13 protein-coding genes are annotated in these 16,854 nt (G+C 42.9%); 6 read left to right on the top strand and 7 right to left on the bottom strand.

The window, feature by feature from the left end:
- Positions 1-111: 111 nt before the first annotated feature.
- Both LU361_RS12415 and LU361_RS20190 read right to left on the bottom strand, forming a co-directional pair.
- Entirely contained in the window at positions 112-507 is a 396-nt protein-coding gene (locus tag LU361_RS12415; RefSeq protein WP_233089156.1) for a DUF1761 domain-containing protein, read from the bottom strand.
- Positions 508-670: 163 nt separating this feature from the next.
- Positions 671-2,203: a flagellin gene (locus LU361_RS20190; protein WP_286206475.1), complete on the bottom strand. Its 1,533-nt coding sequence runs from the start codon at positions 2,201-2,203 to the stop codon at positions 671-673.
- Positions 2,204-2,611: 408 nt separating this feature from the next.
- Between LU361_RS20190 and LU361_RS12395 the strand changes: the two genes are divergently transcribed.
- The 3 genes from LU361_RS12395 (at position 2,612) to LU361_RS12385 (ending at position 6,104) form a co-directional block, all read left to right on the top strand.
- The gene (locus tag LU361_RS12395; protein ID WP_233089155.1) at positions 2,612-4,204 is read left to right on the top strand and encodes a tetratricopeptide repeat-containing glycosyltransferase family protein; all 1,593 of its coding nucleotides are present in this window, start codon (positions 2,612-2,614) and stop codon (positions 4,202-4,204) included.
- Positions 4,205-4,679: 475 nt separating this feature from the next.
- Positions 4,680-5,375 carry a CatA-like O-acetyltransferase gene (locus LU361_RS12390; protein WP_233089154.1) on the top strand — a complete coding sequence of 232 codons (696 nt, stop codon included), beginning with the start codon at positions 4,680-4,682 and terminating at the stop codon, positions 5,373-5,375.
- A 9-nt stretch (positions 5,376-5,384) separates the two neighbouring features.
- Positions 5,385-6,104 (top strand): SDR family NAD(P)-dependent oxidoreductase, encoded by a 720-nt coding sequence (locus LU361_RS12385; RefSeq protein WP_233089153.1) that lies wholly within the window; start codon positions 5,385-5,387, stop codon positions 6,102-6,104.
- A gap of 145 nt (positions 6,105-6,249) precedes the next feature.
- Here LU361_RS12385 and ppc read toward each other — a convergent pair whose 3' ends face one another.
- Together ppc and LU361_RS12375 are read right to left on the bottom strand one after the other, a co-directional pair.
- A complete protein-coding gene (gene ppc / locus LU361_RS12380; protein ID WP_350338014.1) occupies positions 6,250-8,913 on the bottom strand; it encodes a phosphoenolpyruvate carboxylase in 2,664 nt (887 codons plus the stop codon).
- Positions 8,914-9,332: 419 nt separating this feature from the next.
- Entirely contained in the window at positions 9,333-9,908 is a 576-nt protein-coding gene (locus LU361_RS12375; RefSeq protein WP_233089152.1) for a phosphoribosyltransferase, read from the bottom strand.
- Between the two features lie 136 nt (positions 9,909-10,044).
- Here LU361_RS12375 and LU361_RS12370 point away from each other — a divergent pair, with 136 nt between their 5' ends.
- Positions 10,045-10,626 carry a phosphoribosyltransferase gene (locus LU361_RS12370; RefSeq protein ID WP_233089151.1) on the top strand — a complete coding sequence of 194 codons (582 nt, stop codon included), beginning with the start codon at positions 10,045-10,047 and terminating at the stop codon, positions 10,624-10,626.
- A gap of 48 nt (positions 10,627-10,674) precedes the next feature.
- Entirely contained in the window at positions 10,675-11,463 is a 789-nt protein-coding gene (locus tag LU361_RS12365) for an amidohydrolase (RefSeq protein ID WP_233089150.1), read from the top strand.
- 56 nt (positions 11,464-11,519) lie between these two features.
- On the opposite strand, the gene LU361_RS12360 is transcribed toward LU361_RS12365, so the two are convergent.
- Positions 11,520-12,047 carry a rhomboid family intramembrane serine protease gene (locus LU361_RS12360; RefSeq protein ID WP_233089149.1) on the bottom strand — a complete coding sequence of 176 codons (528 nt, stop codon included), beginning with the start codon at positions 12,045-12,047 and terminating at the stop codon, positions 11,520-11,522.
- A 337-nt stretch (positions 12,048-12,384) separates the two neighbouring features.
- Positions 12,385-12,753, bottom strand: a complete 369-nt coding sequence (locus LU361_RS12355; RefSeq protein WP_233089148.1) for a hypothetical protein — start codon at positions 12,751-12,753, stop codon at positions 12,385-12,387.
- Between the two features lie 128 nt (positions 12,754-12,881).
- Here LU361_RS12355 and LU361_RS12350 point away from each other — a divergent pair, with 128 nt between their 5' ends.
- A complete protein-coding gene (locus tag LU361_RS12350) occupies positions 12,882-13,808 on the top strand; it encodes an AraC family transcriptional regulator (protein WP_233089147.1) in 927 nt (308 codons plus the stop codon).
- A 1,191-nt stretch (positions 13,809-14,999) separates the two neighbouring features.
- Here the strand turns inward: LU361_RS12350 and LU361_RS12345 are convergent.
- Positions 15,000-16,838 (bottom strand): V-type ATP synthase subunit A, encoded by a 1,839-nt coding sequence (locus LU361_RS12345; RefSeq protein ID WP_233089146.1) that lies wholly within the window; start codon positions 16,836-16,838, stop codon positions 15,000-15,002.
- Positions 16,839-16,854 lie beyond the last annotated feature (16 nt).

Here is a 16,854-nt window from a genome sequence, read left to right as displayed (position 1 = left end):
CGACGCTAATATAAGCGCATTATTAAGCTAACAGAATAGGGTTTGTATAGTGCAATAGTAAAAACCATGATCGAGTAATCATTGTCTCGATCATGGTTTTAAAAAAGTTGATCAAACAAAATAAATAACGACAGACATTAAAAAGACACTGAGCATTCGATAGCCACTTTGTATTAATAGTAGCTGTGTACCCCATCCACAAAAAAGACTGTCTGACAAAAAGGCTGGAAAAATAATAAGAAAACCCAAAATTAATCCCAGCGTTATTGCCTGCCCTAATGATTGAACATCAATTAACGACGATAAAAGCGCAACACCAATGGCCGACAGTAAACTGGCAACCATGCTGCCAATCATTGGGCCGGTACTGCTGCCCAAAGTTTCTGGAGTTTTACCGATGGCTTTCATCCATAAATTACCAAACAGCAATGGTGAATACCAAAGCGCACCTAACATCATGCCGACAACTGCACCGGCAACAATTTCTAAAATATTTATATCAAACATAAAATACCGAGATTTAAAATTAAAAGAGTTTAACATAGAGTAAAAACCGGAAGTTAAAAGAATATTAACAACGGTTTCAATTAGTAAGGTGCAAACACAAAAAAAGCCGCATATAGCGGCTAAGTTCGTGAGATTGAAGAGGTAGTTGAACCTGAACTTCTTATTATCCTCCCAACAGACTGAGTACTGCCTGTGGAATTTGGTTTGCTTGAGCAAGAATGGTGGTTCCCGCTTGCTGCAATATCTGACTTCTGGTCAGTTCTGCCGTTTCTGCTGCAAAATCCGTATCTCTGATTCGGCTTCTGGCAGCGCTCACGTTCTCGGAAATATTATTTAAATTGGCAATGGTATTTTCAAACCGGTTCTGCACCGCACCTAAAATGGCTCGCTGACTGTCAATGGCCGATATCGCGCCGTCAATAATCGCAATGGCATCTTGCGCCCCATCGGAGGTGGTAACATCAATGGTTTCTACGGTTTGTAATACCCCGATGGTATCGCCGGTAATTTCTGCAATGTTGGCTCCGCTGAGTGTAAAAGGCTCATTGGAATCAAACGTTACCGTGCCGACAGATTCAAAGGTATTGGAACCCGCGCCTGATAAGGCAACATTGTTGGTGCTGATGGAATTATCCGGCAAGACCACACTGAAGGTAATGTTCGAGTTGTTCGCCGTTCCGTCACCATCAACTTCGGTGTAACCCGTCACCTGAATATTGTCGCCGTCTTTTGCGGTAATAATTAAATTACCACTCTCATCGATTTGCGCGGATAAACCGTTGCTTCCCGAATCAGCATTGATAGCATCGCGCAGATTTTCTAAATCTTGAGCATCATCACCGGTTGCCGTTAATACAATATCGGTGGAACCGGAATTTCCGTCGCCATCGTTGGTGCCGATGGAAAAACTCACCGAATCACCGACAGAGTTTGCCGCATCGAAAGCCAGAGAAATATCCGTTGAACTAACGGCAACACGATTTACCGCGCTTGCGGTAACACCAGTGGATTGCGCAGACGCGTTAACCGCATCGGCAACATCTCCGGCCGTGTCTCCCGTTTCGATATCAAACGTTGAAGTTCCAAACGGACCAATCACACTGACATTGGCAGCGGTAAATTGTGAACCACCAACGGAGTTGGCGATATTACCGGCAACAGTACCTTCACTGTCTACACGGTAATTCCCTAAACGCTCAGCGGATGCATTGGTCAGTGTTACTTCAATGGTTTGATTGGCTTCGGCACCAACTTGGAAAGAAGACGTTCCAAAAGTACCGTCGAGAATTCTTCGACCACCAAATGTGGTGGTATCAGAAATTCGCGTTAGCTCTTGCTTTAATTGATTGACCTCTTCTTGCAACGCTTGACGCTCACTTGCGGAGTTACTGCCATTGGCAGATTGCAAAGAGAGGTCTCGAATACGTTGCAAAATGTCAGTGGATTGTTGAAGCGCACCTTCGGCGACTTGCGCTAATGAAATTCCATCACTGGCATTTCGTGCGGCAACATTCAACCCATTTACTTGAGAGGTTAAGCGGTTGGAGATTTGCAAACCTGCTGCGTCGTCTCTTGCGCTGTTAATTCGAAATCCGGTTGATAAACGTTGTAATGATACGTTTAACGACGCGGACGAGTTATTTAAATTCCGTTGCGTGTTTAACGACGCGACGTTTGTATTTACTGTTAAAGTCATGGCTCTACTCCTAGCCCCCTAAGGGAATAAGATCCTCGTTACAATCATTCACAACCGGAACTTCGGCGTAAAAAAATTTTACTTTAGGTCGTTTTTTATTTTTTTATTAAAAATCTCAGCCCGACCAAAAAATAATTTTATTAATAAAATATTTTAATCAATTTATGGCAACAACAAAGAATCAGTAAATAGGAAATGCTAATACCGTTAAGATAATCTCTGTAGAACATCGTCCTTCTTTTATCTATCGCGCCTATAGAACAACAATGAGTACCCACCGGGTCTAGATCATTGGCATTGCAATTGCTCTATACCCAGTGTATCGCCAGAGCTGAAGAATAATTGACGCCGAAACTGCAAATGCAGCGTCTTATATAGCCACCTAATACTGAAAATTTGTGAAGCATCATGATTGAAGCGCTTGAAGCAGCCTTAAAGTCCGAGAACCCCGAAGCCGTGCGGCAAGCTATTGCCGATTTGGGCTCGAAGTCGGACTCTGTTCATGTTTTGGTGCCACTGATTAATTTAGCGCTGAAAAACAATTTTCTAGATGTGAGTTTGTCCTGCTTTGAAAAAGCCTTGACGCTGGGGCTGCCTGAGCAGCAAATTAGCCGCTTTATCAACGAACCTTATTTTGAAGAACACCAAAAAACGGCTAAAGAATTTTTAATGGTTACCAATGGGCAGTTAAAAAACTCCTTGAATTTAAAAGTCCTACTGATCAAGACGTGCATGAAGCTTGGCGAGTTAAATGAAGCCATCGAATTAATTAATACGGTATTAAATCAATACCCGCACCCAGAGCTACTGACTTTGCTTTGTGATTGCTACGCCCAAACAGGCGATTATCACAGCGCGAAAGCTGCCGCGCTTTTGGCTACCGAGCTCGCCCCCAGCAGTGCTGTCTATTTGGTCAAGTTAGCGGTTATCGAAAAGTCTTTGCAGCGCTACTTTGAAGCCGTCAATCTTTTGAGCAAAGCGATTGAATTAGAATACACTTGTGTTGACGCACACATACAACTGGCTTATTTAGCGCTGTTCAGCGGCCAGTTTACCCTCGGTTGGCAAGAATACGAATGGCGATTCAAAAACCCGAATGTCGTCCGTTGGAATCCTCCCATTCCTTTATGGGAAGGTAACACAGATCTAACGTCGCACAGCCAATATCATTTATTGGTCTGGGCCGATGGCAATATCTGCGAGCAAATTTTATTTTTGCGCTTAATCACTCGTGTTAATTGTAAGGTAACAGTGAAAATTAATTCGCCCGTAAAAGCATTAATTGATACAGAAAATTCCAACATCAAACTATTACCGAGTGACTATTCTCAGGACTATTCGGAATTCGACGGTTTTATTGCCTTGGGATCCATGGCGCAATATTTTTTCCGTGATTTTTCCGATTTAATGCATCCGAAAGATTACACAATGTTTAAAAAGTCAAAACCGACCATGCAATCAAACCGTAAGATCAGAATTGGTTTTTCCTGGAAAACAGACGCAGCCTCTGAAGCGCGAACTCAAATTGATCTGCGACACTGGCATCATTTATTGAGCAATACCAACTGCGAATTTGTGGCACTGGAAAGTGACATCAATTCAGAAGACTTAGGGTATTTAAAAACGTTGAATGTCACCGTGAATAGACAGGATTCAGCCAATCCTCTGATCGAATTATCGTCTCAATTGAATACACTTGATTTATTAATAACAGTCGATAACGTCACAGTGCATCTTGCAGGTGCCCTAGGAATTCCAACTATTTTATTCCTTCCGCCAATCAGCCATTGGTATTGGTTCAGCGATGAGCACGACGCTTGTTGGTATTCCTCGGTTGTAATCTCAAGATCGCTACCGACGATTAATTGCTCAGGCTTCGAGCCATCGGTTAATAACGCTATAAAGGAGTGGCAAAAAGACTCACAACAGCTTGTTGACGATCAATTATTGCGTTTATCAGGGAAAAAATGTGATTCACATACAACGGATTTGGCTATATAACTGGTATTGTATTATTCTGCGTTCGAGCCGCTGAGCAATTTCGGATAAGCACAATTTTAATAATGAATTAGCCGAGAACGACATACACGGTCTGGAACATCGCAATTAACACAAGAGCTTGCCATTACAAACCTGAATATGCAGATGTAATTTACGATTTACGAACAACCACCTATTATCCGCGGTACTTTATGACGCTGTATAACAGCCTGCTGTAACGAGATGTTAACCAACCAGTTAGAATTCAGAAACCTGTGGTGAAAGAACCTATGTAGTATATGTAGTAAAAGAACCTATGGTGAAAAAACCTCTGATTGGTACATACATCTTAATTTAAACAATTTTTTTTAGTTCAATTTACATTAAATAATACCCAAATTCTTCTTTCAACGAAGAAACAGGAGTGGCAAACTTTTCACTGTGTTTGCTCGACGACTGATTATTAATTTAATAACTACTTATTCAGGAGAGTACTATGGGCGCTTATCGGTATCCTCAAAAAAAGTTAATCGATTTAGACTCCTACGCACGCAAAGATTTATTCCACGTTTTTAAGCAATACGACAACCCCACCATTAGTGTCACCGCAGAGGTGGACGTCACTGATCTTAAACATGCGACAAAAGAAAATGGATTTAGCTTTTTTATTGCCCTGGTGTACTGTTTTTCTCGCGTAATGAATGAGATTCCAGAATTCAGACACAGAGTTGTCAACGACGAACTGTGCGAATTCGAATCGGTCGATCCTGGATACACCGTTTTATTGGAAGATAAAACATTCAGTTTTTGCGATTCGAAATACAATCAGGAATTTTACGCGTTTAATCAATCGCTCAGCGACGACATTGCCCAAACCCGAGAAAAACCGGATTTGGCCATTAAAGATAAAAATCATATGTTTTTTATTTCCAGCATTCCCTGGATTTCATTCACCCATTTTCAACAACCGTTTTTTTCTCACTACGGTTACAACCCGGTATTAACCATCGGTAAAAAAATAGGTTCGAGACGAAAAGATTTTATCGTACCCGTTGCGCTGCAATGCCATCACGGTGTCGTCGATGGTTACCATTTAGGGTTGTTCTACGAACACTTAGAGTTTCAAATAAAAGAACTGTCATCTGAGCTATTGAGACATTACAATAAGCGAGAAATCAGTTACAAATTCTAAGGACGTATTTTGGCAGAGAACAACGCAAACCTCGCGGTCGTCGTTACTGGAGGTACAAAAGGTATTGGTCGTGCACTGGTTGAGCGCTTTTTTCAAGAAGGTTATACCGTTATCACCTGTGCACGCTCTCTCGAAGATTTAGACGCATTAAAAAAATCGCTAGAACAAAACGGTTCCAACAAACTTTACGTTAAGCAGGCCGATTTATCGCAAAAGCCAGAAACATTCGCGTTTGCAGAGTTTGTTCTGTCGTTGAATTTACCGATTGAAGTACTCATTAACAATACCGGCGTATTTACACCCGGTGAAGTGCACACCGAAGACGACGGTGTTTTAGAATCGCAAATAAATACCAATTTGTATTCGGCCTACTATCTGACTCGCGCACTTATTGAGCCCATGAAATCGCAAAAGCGCGGTCACATCTTCAATATGTGCTCTATAGCCTCGGTGATGGCCTACAGCAATGGCGGCTCTTACAGTATCAGTAAATTTGCGTTGTATGGGTTTTCGAAGGTTCTCAGGGAAGAAATGAAGCCGTTTAATATTCGAGTGACCTCGTTGCTGCCAGGCGCGACCTACACCGACAGTTGGGCGGGAGTTGATGTTGCACAAGAGCGACTGATGAAACCGGAAGATATTGCCGAACTCACCTACACCACTTACTGCCTCAGCGAAAGAACCGTGGTAGAAGACTTATTGATTCGACCTCAGTTGGGTGACTTGTAATACAAAGCGTATTCACATCAGATTGATTACTTAAATCACTCGTTAGAGAAATATTCGAAAAAATAAAAGCCGGTAATCAGTACCGGCTTTTATTGATCTTAAACGTCTAATGTTTTACTAGAAGCTAGAATCTAGCAGCCAACAATTAACCCGTATTTCTCAAGCCAGCGGCAACACCAGCAATGGTGACCATCAAGGCTTTTTCTAGCATGGTACCGCCACACACCTCACCGCAATCGCGCATGCGCTTTAACAGCTCTACTTGCAAAATATTCAGCGGATCAATGTAAGGACTGCGGCCTTTAATAGACGCTTGAATTTGCGGATCGGTCTTCATCAATTGATGTTCAGGAACCAATTCAACCACTTGGTCAACGGAGTTTTGCAGCATTTTCCGCAGACGTTCGCCCCAGTGTTGCTGACTCTCATCCACCAGTTTTTCATCGTACAGCGCCGCCAACCAAGGGTCAGTTTTGGAAAACACCATTTCTAGCATCGACAAGCGAGTTCTGAAAAACGGCCACTGTTCGGTCATTTCATGCAACGCTTCTGATTGTTCGCGCAAGGCGATTTGCAGTGCTTCACCGGTACCTAACCAGGCCGGTAACATCATGCGATTTTGCGACCAGGCAAAAATCCAAGGAATCGCGCGTAAAGTTTCAACACCACCGCCGGGCTTGCGCTTGGTTGGGCGTGAACCTAACGGCAATTTACCCAGTTCTTGCTCAGGCGTTGCAGCACGGAAGTAAGGAACAAACTCAGGATCTTCACGCACAACCGATCGATACACGCGACAGGATTCTTCGCTGAGTTTTGCCATAGCGTCGCGCCAAGACTGTTTTGGTTTTGGCGGTGGAATTAAATTGCCTTCCAAAATTGCAGCGGTGAATCGCGACATGGATTGCACGGCCAGTTCAGGCAAACCGTATTTAAAGCGAATCATTTCGCCCTGCTCGGTTACGCGTAATCCGCCCGCCAAACTGCCCGGAGGTTGAGACAACAACGCACTGTGTGCAGGCGCACCGCCACGACCAACCGTGCCGCCGCGACCGTGGAATAGTACTAATTTGAGATTATTGTCTTCGGCGACTTTAATCAGGGATTCTTGAGCGTGGTACTGCGCCCAACCTGCGGCAAAGAAGCCTGCATCTTTGGCGGAATCGGAGTAGCCAATCATTACGTATTGACTGCCTTGAAGGTAACCGCGATACCAATCGTATTGCAGCAACTGGCTGATTACCGACTCTGCTCGCTCCAAGTCATCAAGCGTTTCAAACAATGGTGCAACGGGCATTCGGAATTGGCATCCGCACTCCCGCAATAACAGTTGCACGGCCAATACATCCGACGGCTGACGCGCCATAGAAATAATGTAAATACCCAGTGCTTCTGGATCGGTATCGGCAATCAGTTTGCAGGTATCGAGCACTTCTTGCACGGGTTCAGAAGCTTGCCAATCGGCCGGAATTAATGGCCGTTTGGAGGTGAGCTCAGTAAGTAAGAAATTTTGTTTATCGGATTCAGTCCACTGGGCGTAATCGCCAATGCCTAAATAGCGCGTTAATTCCGACAACACATCAGTATGGCGCTCGCTGTCTTGACGAATATCCAATTTCAGCAGAGGCACACCAAACGCGTAAACACGCCAAAGTGTATCGCGTAAGCGGCCATTGGCAATTGCGTCTAAACCAACTTCAACCAGAGACTGATAACACAGCTCCAGAGGCTCAACGAGTTGCTGGGTATTTTTAATGAGGTCTCGGGCTGGAGATTTCTCGTTCTTTAATACAGCGGCAATCGCGGCTTTGGTCTCGCCGATTTCATCGCGTAATTTACGCATGATGGCTCGGTAAGGTTCGGAGCTGCCTTCGGCTTTTGCCTTCAGTTCATCGTTGCATTGCCAAACAGATAACTCGGTATAAAGACGATCGATGTCTTTATAGTACAGATCCATCGCCATCCAACGGCTCGACAACAAAACTTCTTGAGTAACAGTGGCCGTTACAAAAGGATTGCCATCGCGATCGCCACCCATCCAAGAACCAAAAGTTAACGGCATCCAATTTAATGGCATGGTCGCGTCCATTTCGGATTCGAGCATTTTGTGTAGGCTGCGCATAAATTTGGGCACGGCAAACCACAAGGAGTGTTCGAAAACCGAGAATCCCCACTTTGCCTCGTCCACAGGTGTTGGTCGGCGCTCACGAATTTCATCGGTATGCCAAGCTTGGGTGATTAAATCGGCAATGCGCAATTCGATTTCTTCGCGCTCTTGGGCATCGCCAACCCGAGTTAAGGCATCCAAACAGCTGTTAATGGACTGATGTTTTTGGACAAGGGTTCGACGCGATACTTCTGTTGGGTGAGCGGTAAAAACCAGATCAATTGATAAGTCATCCAACGCTTTATAAAACTCCGCCGGATTGACATCATTTTTGGCTTTGATCAAAAAGGCCCGAAGAGAACTTTCGCCTGCGTGGGCAGAACCTTCTCCGGGTGTGATTGTTTGATATTGCTCGGCAATATTGGCGAGATTCAAAAACTGATTAAAAGAGCGTGCTACCAGCAACATTTGCTCATCAGAAAGAGAGGCGAGTAATTGGGTGAGCTGATTTCTAGCGTCGTCATTACCTTTGCGAGAATCTAAAGACATTTGCCGAATGGCTTCGATTTGTTCGAGTACTTCGTCGCCGTGGGCTTTAGAAATCGTATTGCCAAGGACACGACCGAGCATACGAATATTTTCACGCAAGACATCGTCACCCGATGTGGTCGGCTGCGTTAGTTCTGAGCCAAGTGATTGTTTCACAGACGTTTCTCTCCTTTCTATGAGCTTGGTACCTATAAGCTTGGTACACCTACCCTATCATTGAAGCTCTGAGGTTGAAATTGAAATAGCCTATTACAATTATTTAACACCAAGTAATAAGCATATTCAATTTAAAAGGAGTTTGTGAAGGAACTTTTCGGACTCACAACTTAAGCAAATCGCTACAAATTAAAGAACTGAGGAAAGAAAGCCGAGAAAAGAGAACTGAGAAAATAATTCAGAAAGCGATTTAGACAATAAAAAACAACGGAATGAAAAAAGGTGAAATCACAGGAGAAAACGAGCGTCGGTTAATTCATCACCTTACTGACTTATCAATCAATTATTCGATGCTCGTTCTATTTATGGATATCTATCGCTATCCATTGAAATCAAGCATCGAATATTTAAAAAAGCAGTTACTGGTCGTCTTCTAAAAGGTCACCGATAATTTCATAGATTTTCGGGCGATTTTTCTTGATCTCATCAACGGTAAGACCTTCAAGCGAAAATGGAAACTTCAACCACTGCTCGGTCTCGTGTAAATAATAGTCAGGAACACGATCCGTTAAATTCGATTTAGGCTTGTAATAAGGAACAGCAACGCGAATATCCTGAGGACAATTCTTTTTCGTTTTATTTTTAAGTTCCTTAATTAATGCATCAATGGTGCGGCCGGTGTCGAACACATCGTCCACAATCAACAGCGGATCGTCGTAATTGATGTTCTTCAATAAGTAGTTCAAACCGTGAATGCGAATGTTATCGGAACGCTCACCAATGCCCGAGTAAGAAGACGTTCGAATCGCGATGTGATCAGACTGACAATTGCCGTAGTAATCGATAAATTCTTGTACCGCAATACCAATGGGGGTTCCACCGCGCCACAGTGCGATGATAACTTTCGGCCGAAACCCACTGGCAAGCACTTGTGCGCCCAGCTTAAAAGAATCCTCTAACAGTTGTTGGGAAGAAAGGTACAGTTTGTCGGCCATGAATGTTTTTACTCAAGTTTTTGTCTCTTCGGTCAGTTATTATATACTTGCGTTCTATGTTAATGCGAACTTTTGCTGAATACCTATTTTTTCACTGAATTTCACCGAATACTTATAAAGACGAGAAACGTCCTGAATGATCAAACAATTTTTAACCGCAGAAGATACCCTTCTTGATTCCTACCGCCTTGCTGCAAAAATCTACAAAAGCGGCTTCAGACCGGATTTTATCGTGGGCCTTTGGCGCGGTGGCTCTCCAGTCGGTATTGCGGTGCAAGATTGTTTGGAGTATCTGGGCGTCAAAACCAATCATATCTCGTTGCGCACGTCTTATCGCGGCTTGAGCAGCTACAACGAGATGGTTGAACAACACGAGAACATTCGTGTTCACGGCACACAATATCTATTAGATAATCTCGAATCGCACCATAAATTGTTGATCGTTGACGACGTATACAGCACCGGCCTGAACGTGCAGGCAGTGATCAGCCGATTAGAGAAAAAAACACGTCGCAATATGCCCCAAGAGGTAAAAATCGCAACCTTGTACCGTAAACCGAGTTTTGAACGCGTAGAACGAGCGCCGGATTTTTATATTCACTCAACCGAAGATTGGCTGGTTCTTCCCTATGAATTGGATGGCCTGGACCAATCTGAGATTACGATTGAAAAACCGTTTATCAAAGAAATTGCCGACCAATACAACATTGCTCAGTAAATTTTAAAATCACGCGATTCTAATTTATTACTATTAGGTTAGCTCACCATGATCCAGCCCTTGCGAGTCTCTTTGGTTCAAACCGATTTAATTTGGCACGAACCGGAAAAAAACCGCCAAATGCTGGGTAAAAAATTCGATCAGTTATCGGGAAAAACCGATCTTATCGTACTTCCAGAAATGTTTACCTCAGGCTTTACTACCGAGCCTGACTTAGACATTACCGACAGCGCAGCGCCAACGCTCGCCTGGATGGTTGAGCAAGCCAATCGACTGGATGCAGCCATTTGCGGCAGCACGGCCTTTAATGATGGAACGTCCAATACCAATCGATTGTGGTTTGTGCCGCCTCATGGCGAGCCGGTTCACTATGACAAGGTTCATTTGTTCCGCATGGCCGACGAACACAAGCGTTATGCGCCGGGCGATCAGCGCAAATGCGTGACCTATAAAGGTTGGAAGATTTTATTGACCGTCTGCTACGACCTTCGCTTCCCGGTATTTTGTCGCAACAAAAACGACTACGACGCAATGATCTGTATCGCCAGTTGGCCTGAAAGCAGGCGTCACCCTTGGCGCAGCTTATTAATGGCTCGCGCGATTGAAAATCTGAGCTACGTTATTGGTGTGAATCGAGTCGGAGAAGACGGAAAAGGTTGGCGTTTTAGCGGCGATTCTATGTTGATCAATCACCGAGGTGAAACACTGATTGATCAACCGACACATCAAGAATTTATTGAAACAGGTGTATTGGACTACAACGAATTACACGCATTCAGAGAAAAGTTTCCCGCCTGGATGGACGCCGACGATTTTGACATTACGCTAAAACAGTAAACGATCCATTCATTGGTAATAGGTGCCCTCTCGGCACCTCTAATGTAATGCTACTGCTACTGCGCCCAGGACTTTTTAGCAAACAAAGACGCAAATACTGCCCCGGCAATAGCGCCAAATAAATGCGATTCAAACGAGATTCGCGCGTTAGTCGGCAACACACCAAACACCATACCGCCGTAAAAAATCACCACTAATACGGCAATCGCAATACTGCCAAATCGACGATCAAACCACCCCATCAAGATCAGCAAACTCCACAAACCAAACACCCAGCCACTGGCCCCCACGTGCAATGTGCCGCGAGCCAACGCCCAGGTAAGAAATCCACCAACGGTAATGATAAAAATCGAAGCCGTCAGCCAAAATCGCAGCGATCGCATCAGGCACAAAGCGCTGAAAATAACCAAACCAATCAGATTATTGATAAGGTGCCCCCAGCTACCGTGAATAAAGGGCGCCGTATAAATATGCCACAGTTCCGGCACATTTCTCGGGGCAATACCTAAGTAAACCAAACGTCCGCTCAGATAAATATTCAATGCGTGAATACCAATGAGTACCAAACACAAGATAATCAGCATCTTAAGATGCCGTTCTGCCTTTTTTATCACCCGCCACCTCGACGTATTAATTCGCAGAAATACACTGCTTTCATCCACTATTTTAGAGCGATTAACGACGAGCCTACAAATAGCAAACCGAGTACTGGTTAAAGCATAGGAGATAAACCACAGAAGATTATGAGGCAATCAAAACTGAGAGATTATTATTGACGGGTTAAAGCTCAAAACAGGCGGCTATTAAAAGCCTGCAAGCAAAAGAGAAAATGACGGAAAAAGAAGCGTAAATTTGCTGGGCATTAAAACGAAAAAAGCACGCCTGTAAGCGTGCTTTTAAAGCGTTTTTTAACTAAATAACTTAGTTAATAACGTCTACGTCGTACCAAGGAGTTGGGTTTAGCGGACAACGGAAACGAACGCCTTCTTTACCAACTTCTACCTTAGAAGTACGAGTTTCGCCTGGTTCAAGAAGAAATACGTCTAAGTTTTTCTTGTTAGAAAGATTTTGTACTTGGAAGCCAACTTGCTTTTCAGACTTGTTTTCTACTACGAATTCGTATTTACCTGGTTTTAGATCAGCTAGAGTTTCTTGTGCAGCGAAATAGCCACCGTGCTGATCAAGGTGAATTACAGTTACACCGTCTTTATTTTGCTTAGCAACCTCAGCATTGGCAAATACGCCACAAAGTACAAAGAAAGCCACCGCTAGAGTTTTTAAAGCTTGCATGTTTACCTCCGAGAGGATGAATTAATAGTTCTATAGATTTCGACGCCTGAATTCGCTGGCAAGCAAATTAGGCAGGCGCTACTATAAAGGAACATTTCATACGCAATGAATCAGTTAGTGCAATATTTATGTCCATTCGTACAGATTACTCGATAGATCAACCCGATGCCCTCAGCTCGGTTGTCTCCAAACTCGACTTGAGAGCTGAGGTGTATATGGACGGTCGTTTCTGCGGCAATTGGGCGGTTGATACCTCTGGCCATCGCAAAATGCCCTTTCACCTAATTGCCCACGGCGAAGCTTGGCTGCATTTTGAAAATCAGCCGCCAACCCGAATGGGTGCAGGCGATATGGTGGTTTTTCCAAGAGACGATCAACACATTATTTGTCACGGTCGCAATCCACCTGATCAAAAATGGATCAACCAACCACCAGAAGTGTTACAGCATTTAGAGGAAACACCCGATACCCGAATGATTTGTGGTTTTTTCGAATTTCGAAATCAAACCAGTTGGCCATTACTGGATTCTTTGGATTCTATGATTTTCCTCGGTTTGCAGCAGATGAGTGAAACACCTTCATTAAGATTGTTGATTGATTTATTAGTGGCCGAATTACAACGCAAAGACGCAGGCTTTCATGCAACGGTTAATCAGATTTCTTTTTTAATGTTTATTGAAATTTTACGCCTGCAAATTCGTCGCGGTTACGTTAAAGAAGGATTACTCACCGCCTTTTTTGATCCGAAACTCAGCAACGTGCTCACCGCAATTCACAATCAGCCTCAAGAATCTTGGACATTGGAAAAATTATCGAAATTAGCACTGATGGGCCGCTCCACCTTTGCGCAGTATTTTCACGAAAAGGTAGGAATTCCTGCTATGCAGTATTTATCGCAATGGCGAATGACCGTGGCAACCAACCTACTTAAAACAACCGATTTATCCATTGCCCAAATTTCTGATCAAGTTGGCTACGAAACCGAAGCAGCATTTCGTAAAGCCTATAAAAATCGTGTGGGAATACCGCCGGGTCAAATCAGGAAGACTAACTAGTGCTCAGATTCGAACGTGTGCATTCAGACTAAACACAATTTTTCAAACTAGATTTAATCTCCAGGCCAGACACGCACTCTTAAGTATTTCAATCTTGTGAAGAGTGGCCTGGATTATTTTAAATAGTAAAATTGAATATTAATAAAAATTTAATTCCCAATTGCTTTAGAAAACGAAATTGTACAATTTTGGAAATTAAAATAATCAGAAAACTTAACAATATTAAAAAAATAGCACCAAATCGGTGCATAAAAATCATAGCCGCAAATTAAAGAAAAATAATGCGCTGCAATTGCATCAGTTCTGCCTTGAAATAAAAACCTACTCTCTTAACAACATATCTGTTTTACTTTAAATAATTAATTTAAAGCAAATGGTTCTTATTTATAATTTAAAGTTTACAAAACGAATTTAATCGAACCATTTGAATACAAAAGCAACAAGCTTAACCGACTCACCGGTATTTAAATCAAAATAATTTTTCTTCAGTACAAATTTATTCAAAAAAAATCGCGTTAAATTCCATCACTAAAGTCGATTTAATACTTTAGTTGATTAATATAAAATCATTACTCATTGGTAATTTAAACGGCTAACACTCAATCATTTAACGCCGTTAAATACCCTGGCGCTTAAAAACAAATCAAAGAAAACAATTCACCGGTTAAGTTAATCGGTTCGCAGAACATCATGTTCAATAATTTTGTCTTCACTTTTCTACAAAATCGCCCACAATACATTTATCGATGAATGCGAACTTATTATTCGTTTAATACTTAACTATGATTTTGGCTTTATTAAAACCACAGAATACAGACAAGCAGTAAAAATCACCTATGACTGCGATTAGAAATTCTATATAGTACTGTTGATAAATTTCTAATTAAATGTATTCCAACGTGTAGATAATAATTCAGTGTTGGCAATTTTTATTTTTTGTATTTATACTCTGATCAAATCACGAAATTTAGCTTTCTAGCATCAGAGTTATTCCACTCAGAACCAATTTTTTGTACATCAGTTTTTGTAATACATAATGTGTAACACACAACAACTGGTGTCACCGATTTCAGTAGGTAGAAGCACTTGAGTCGGCAATGTAAATTGCCTAAAGAGTGATTGTTGGCTGTGGCACGGATGCCAGCCATTTTTCTCAGGAAGGGAACCTGCAGCTTACCTCTTTTATAAAAATTACTTCATCATTTCTTTTATTTTAGAAATATAATTTTTATAGCCAACATCATTCATTTTTGAATAATTTAAGTTCTTTACGATGTTTGTTAACTCCGTAAACCATTCTCGGATTTCGGTTTTGTCACTGCATTTAAGATCATAAACGCAAATCTCATCGATTAAATTTAATAGTGCATTTTGCCGTTCTAACGGTACTGATACGTCCACCGAATCAAAGGCATCTTGTTGTAAAAAGATTCTGTCGATGAATTCTGCCCTCTGATGTAAAATAAAATCATCAACTGTAATACCTTCTTCACCAGCGACCTGCATCATACTTCTGACATCTTCCCCTTTAGTGAGAATCTGTTTTAACTTATTAATCCTTGGTAACCAATCTTCACCCATATTGTTGACATACCAATCTTTTAATTGAGGTACGTATCGAGACCAAGAAATCAAAGGATCAATGGCAGGATAAAAACGGCGGTAAGCACGATCAGACGATAAACCTAAAAATGTTTTCACCGTCGACAAAGTAGACTGAGTTACGGGCTCCTCAAAATTACCGCCCGCTGGTGACACTGTACCGATCATGGTCAAACTGCCCGAACGAGATTTTTCGGTATTCATCGTCGTTAAAATTCCGGCGCGTTCATAAACCGATTTAATCGAAGAATCCAAATACGCTGGAAACGCCTCTTCACCGGGAATCTCTTCTAAGCGCCCGGAAGTTTCTCGCATGGCTTGAGCCCAACGAGACGTAGAATCGGCAATGAGCAACACATCGAGACCCATCGATTGATAATATTCCCCCAATGTAATGCCGGTATAAATGGATGCCTCTCGGGCGGCCACAGGCATCGACGAGGTATTGCAAATGATGATCGTGCGCTCCATTAACGTGCCGCCGGTTTTTGGATCTTGCAGATTGGGAAATTCTCGGATGGTTTCAACGACTTCACCCGCTCGCTCACCACAGGCCACAACAATGACGATATCTACATCGCTGTAGCGAGAAATCAAACCCTGCAATACTGTCTTACCGGCGCCGAAAGGCCCAGGAATACAAGCAGTGCCACCTTTAGCAATAGGAAAAAAAGTATCGATCAACCGAATTGTGGTGACCAACGGATGAGTAGGGTAACCTCGCTCGGCTTGGCTGCGCTGAATTAAACTTTTACCGATGGGAATACGAATTGGCCACCGCTGTTTTAAACCGATCAACCGAGGCGCTTGCACAGAATTCACCTCATCGGAAACCGGTACAATTTCTAATACGTTTTCCTCAACGGTAAAACTGCCCTTTTGAATCCAAGAAATTTTCCACGGCCCCAACAAATCAAAAGGAGCCATAATTAAGTGATTAAAACGAGATTCCGCCACCCAGCCAAGTTCGTCACCGGCTCGGACAATATCTCCGGCTTTCACCGACGGATTAAACAGCCATTTTCGCGAGTGATCTAATGCACTGAGATCAACGCCACGCGGCAAAAAAGTTCCGTATTGATTCGATAACTCATTTAAGGGGTTTTGCAAACCGTCGTACACGGTACCGAGCAAGCCAGGCCCCAATTCCACCGAGAGCAATTCATCCGTTTGCACAACACTATCGCCAACGCCGACGCCTGATGTACTTTCATACACCTGAGCATCCGCGCGATTACCGGAAATTCTTAAAACCTCAGCCTTCAGATATTCCTGGCGGCCGTCGTCAGCCAATCGCGAAGGTAAGATGTAAATCACTTCATTTTTGGTTAATGGATGAGAGCCATTCTCCGTAGTAATACTCTCGATAGTGACCAAATCATCCTGAACAGCAACGACTCTCGCGGTAATTTTTGGCTTGGTATCCATTGTCGACTCAACAAAG

This window comes from Sessilibacter corallicola, assembly GCF_021290925.1.
Lineage (GTDB): Bacteria > Pseudomonadota > Gammaproteobacteria > Pseudomonadales > Cellvibrionaceae > Sessilibacter > Sessilibacter corallicola.
This window is presented reverse-complemented; position numbering and strand designations above follow the sequence as displayed.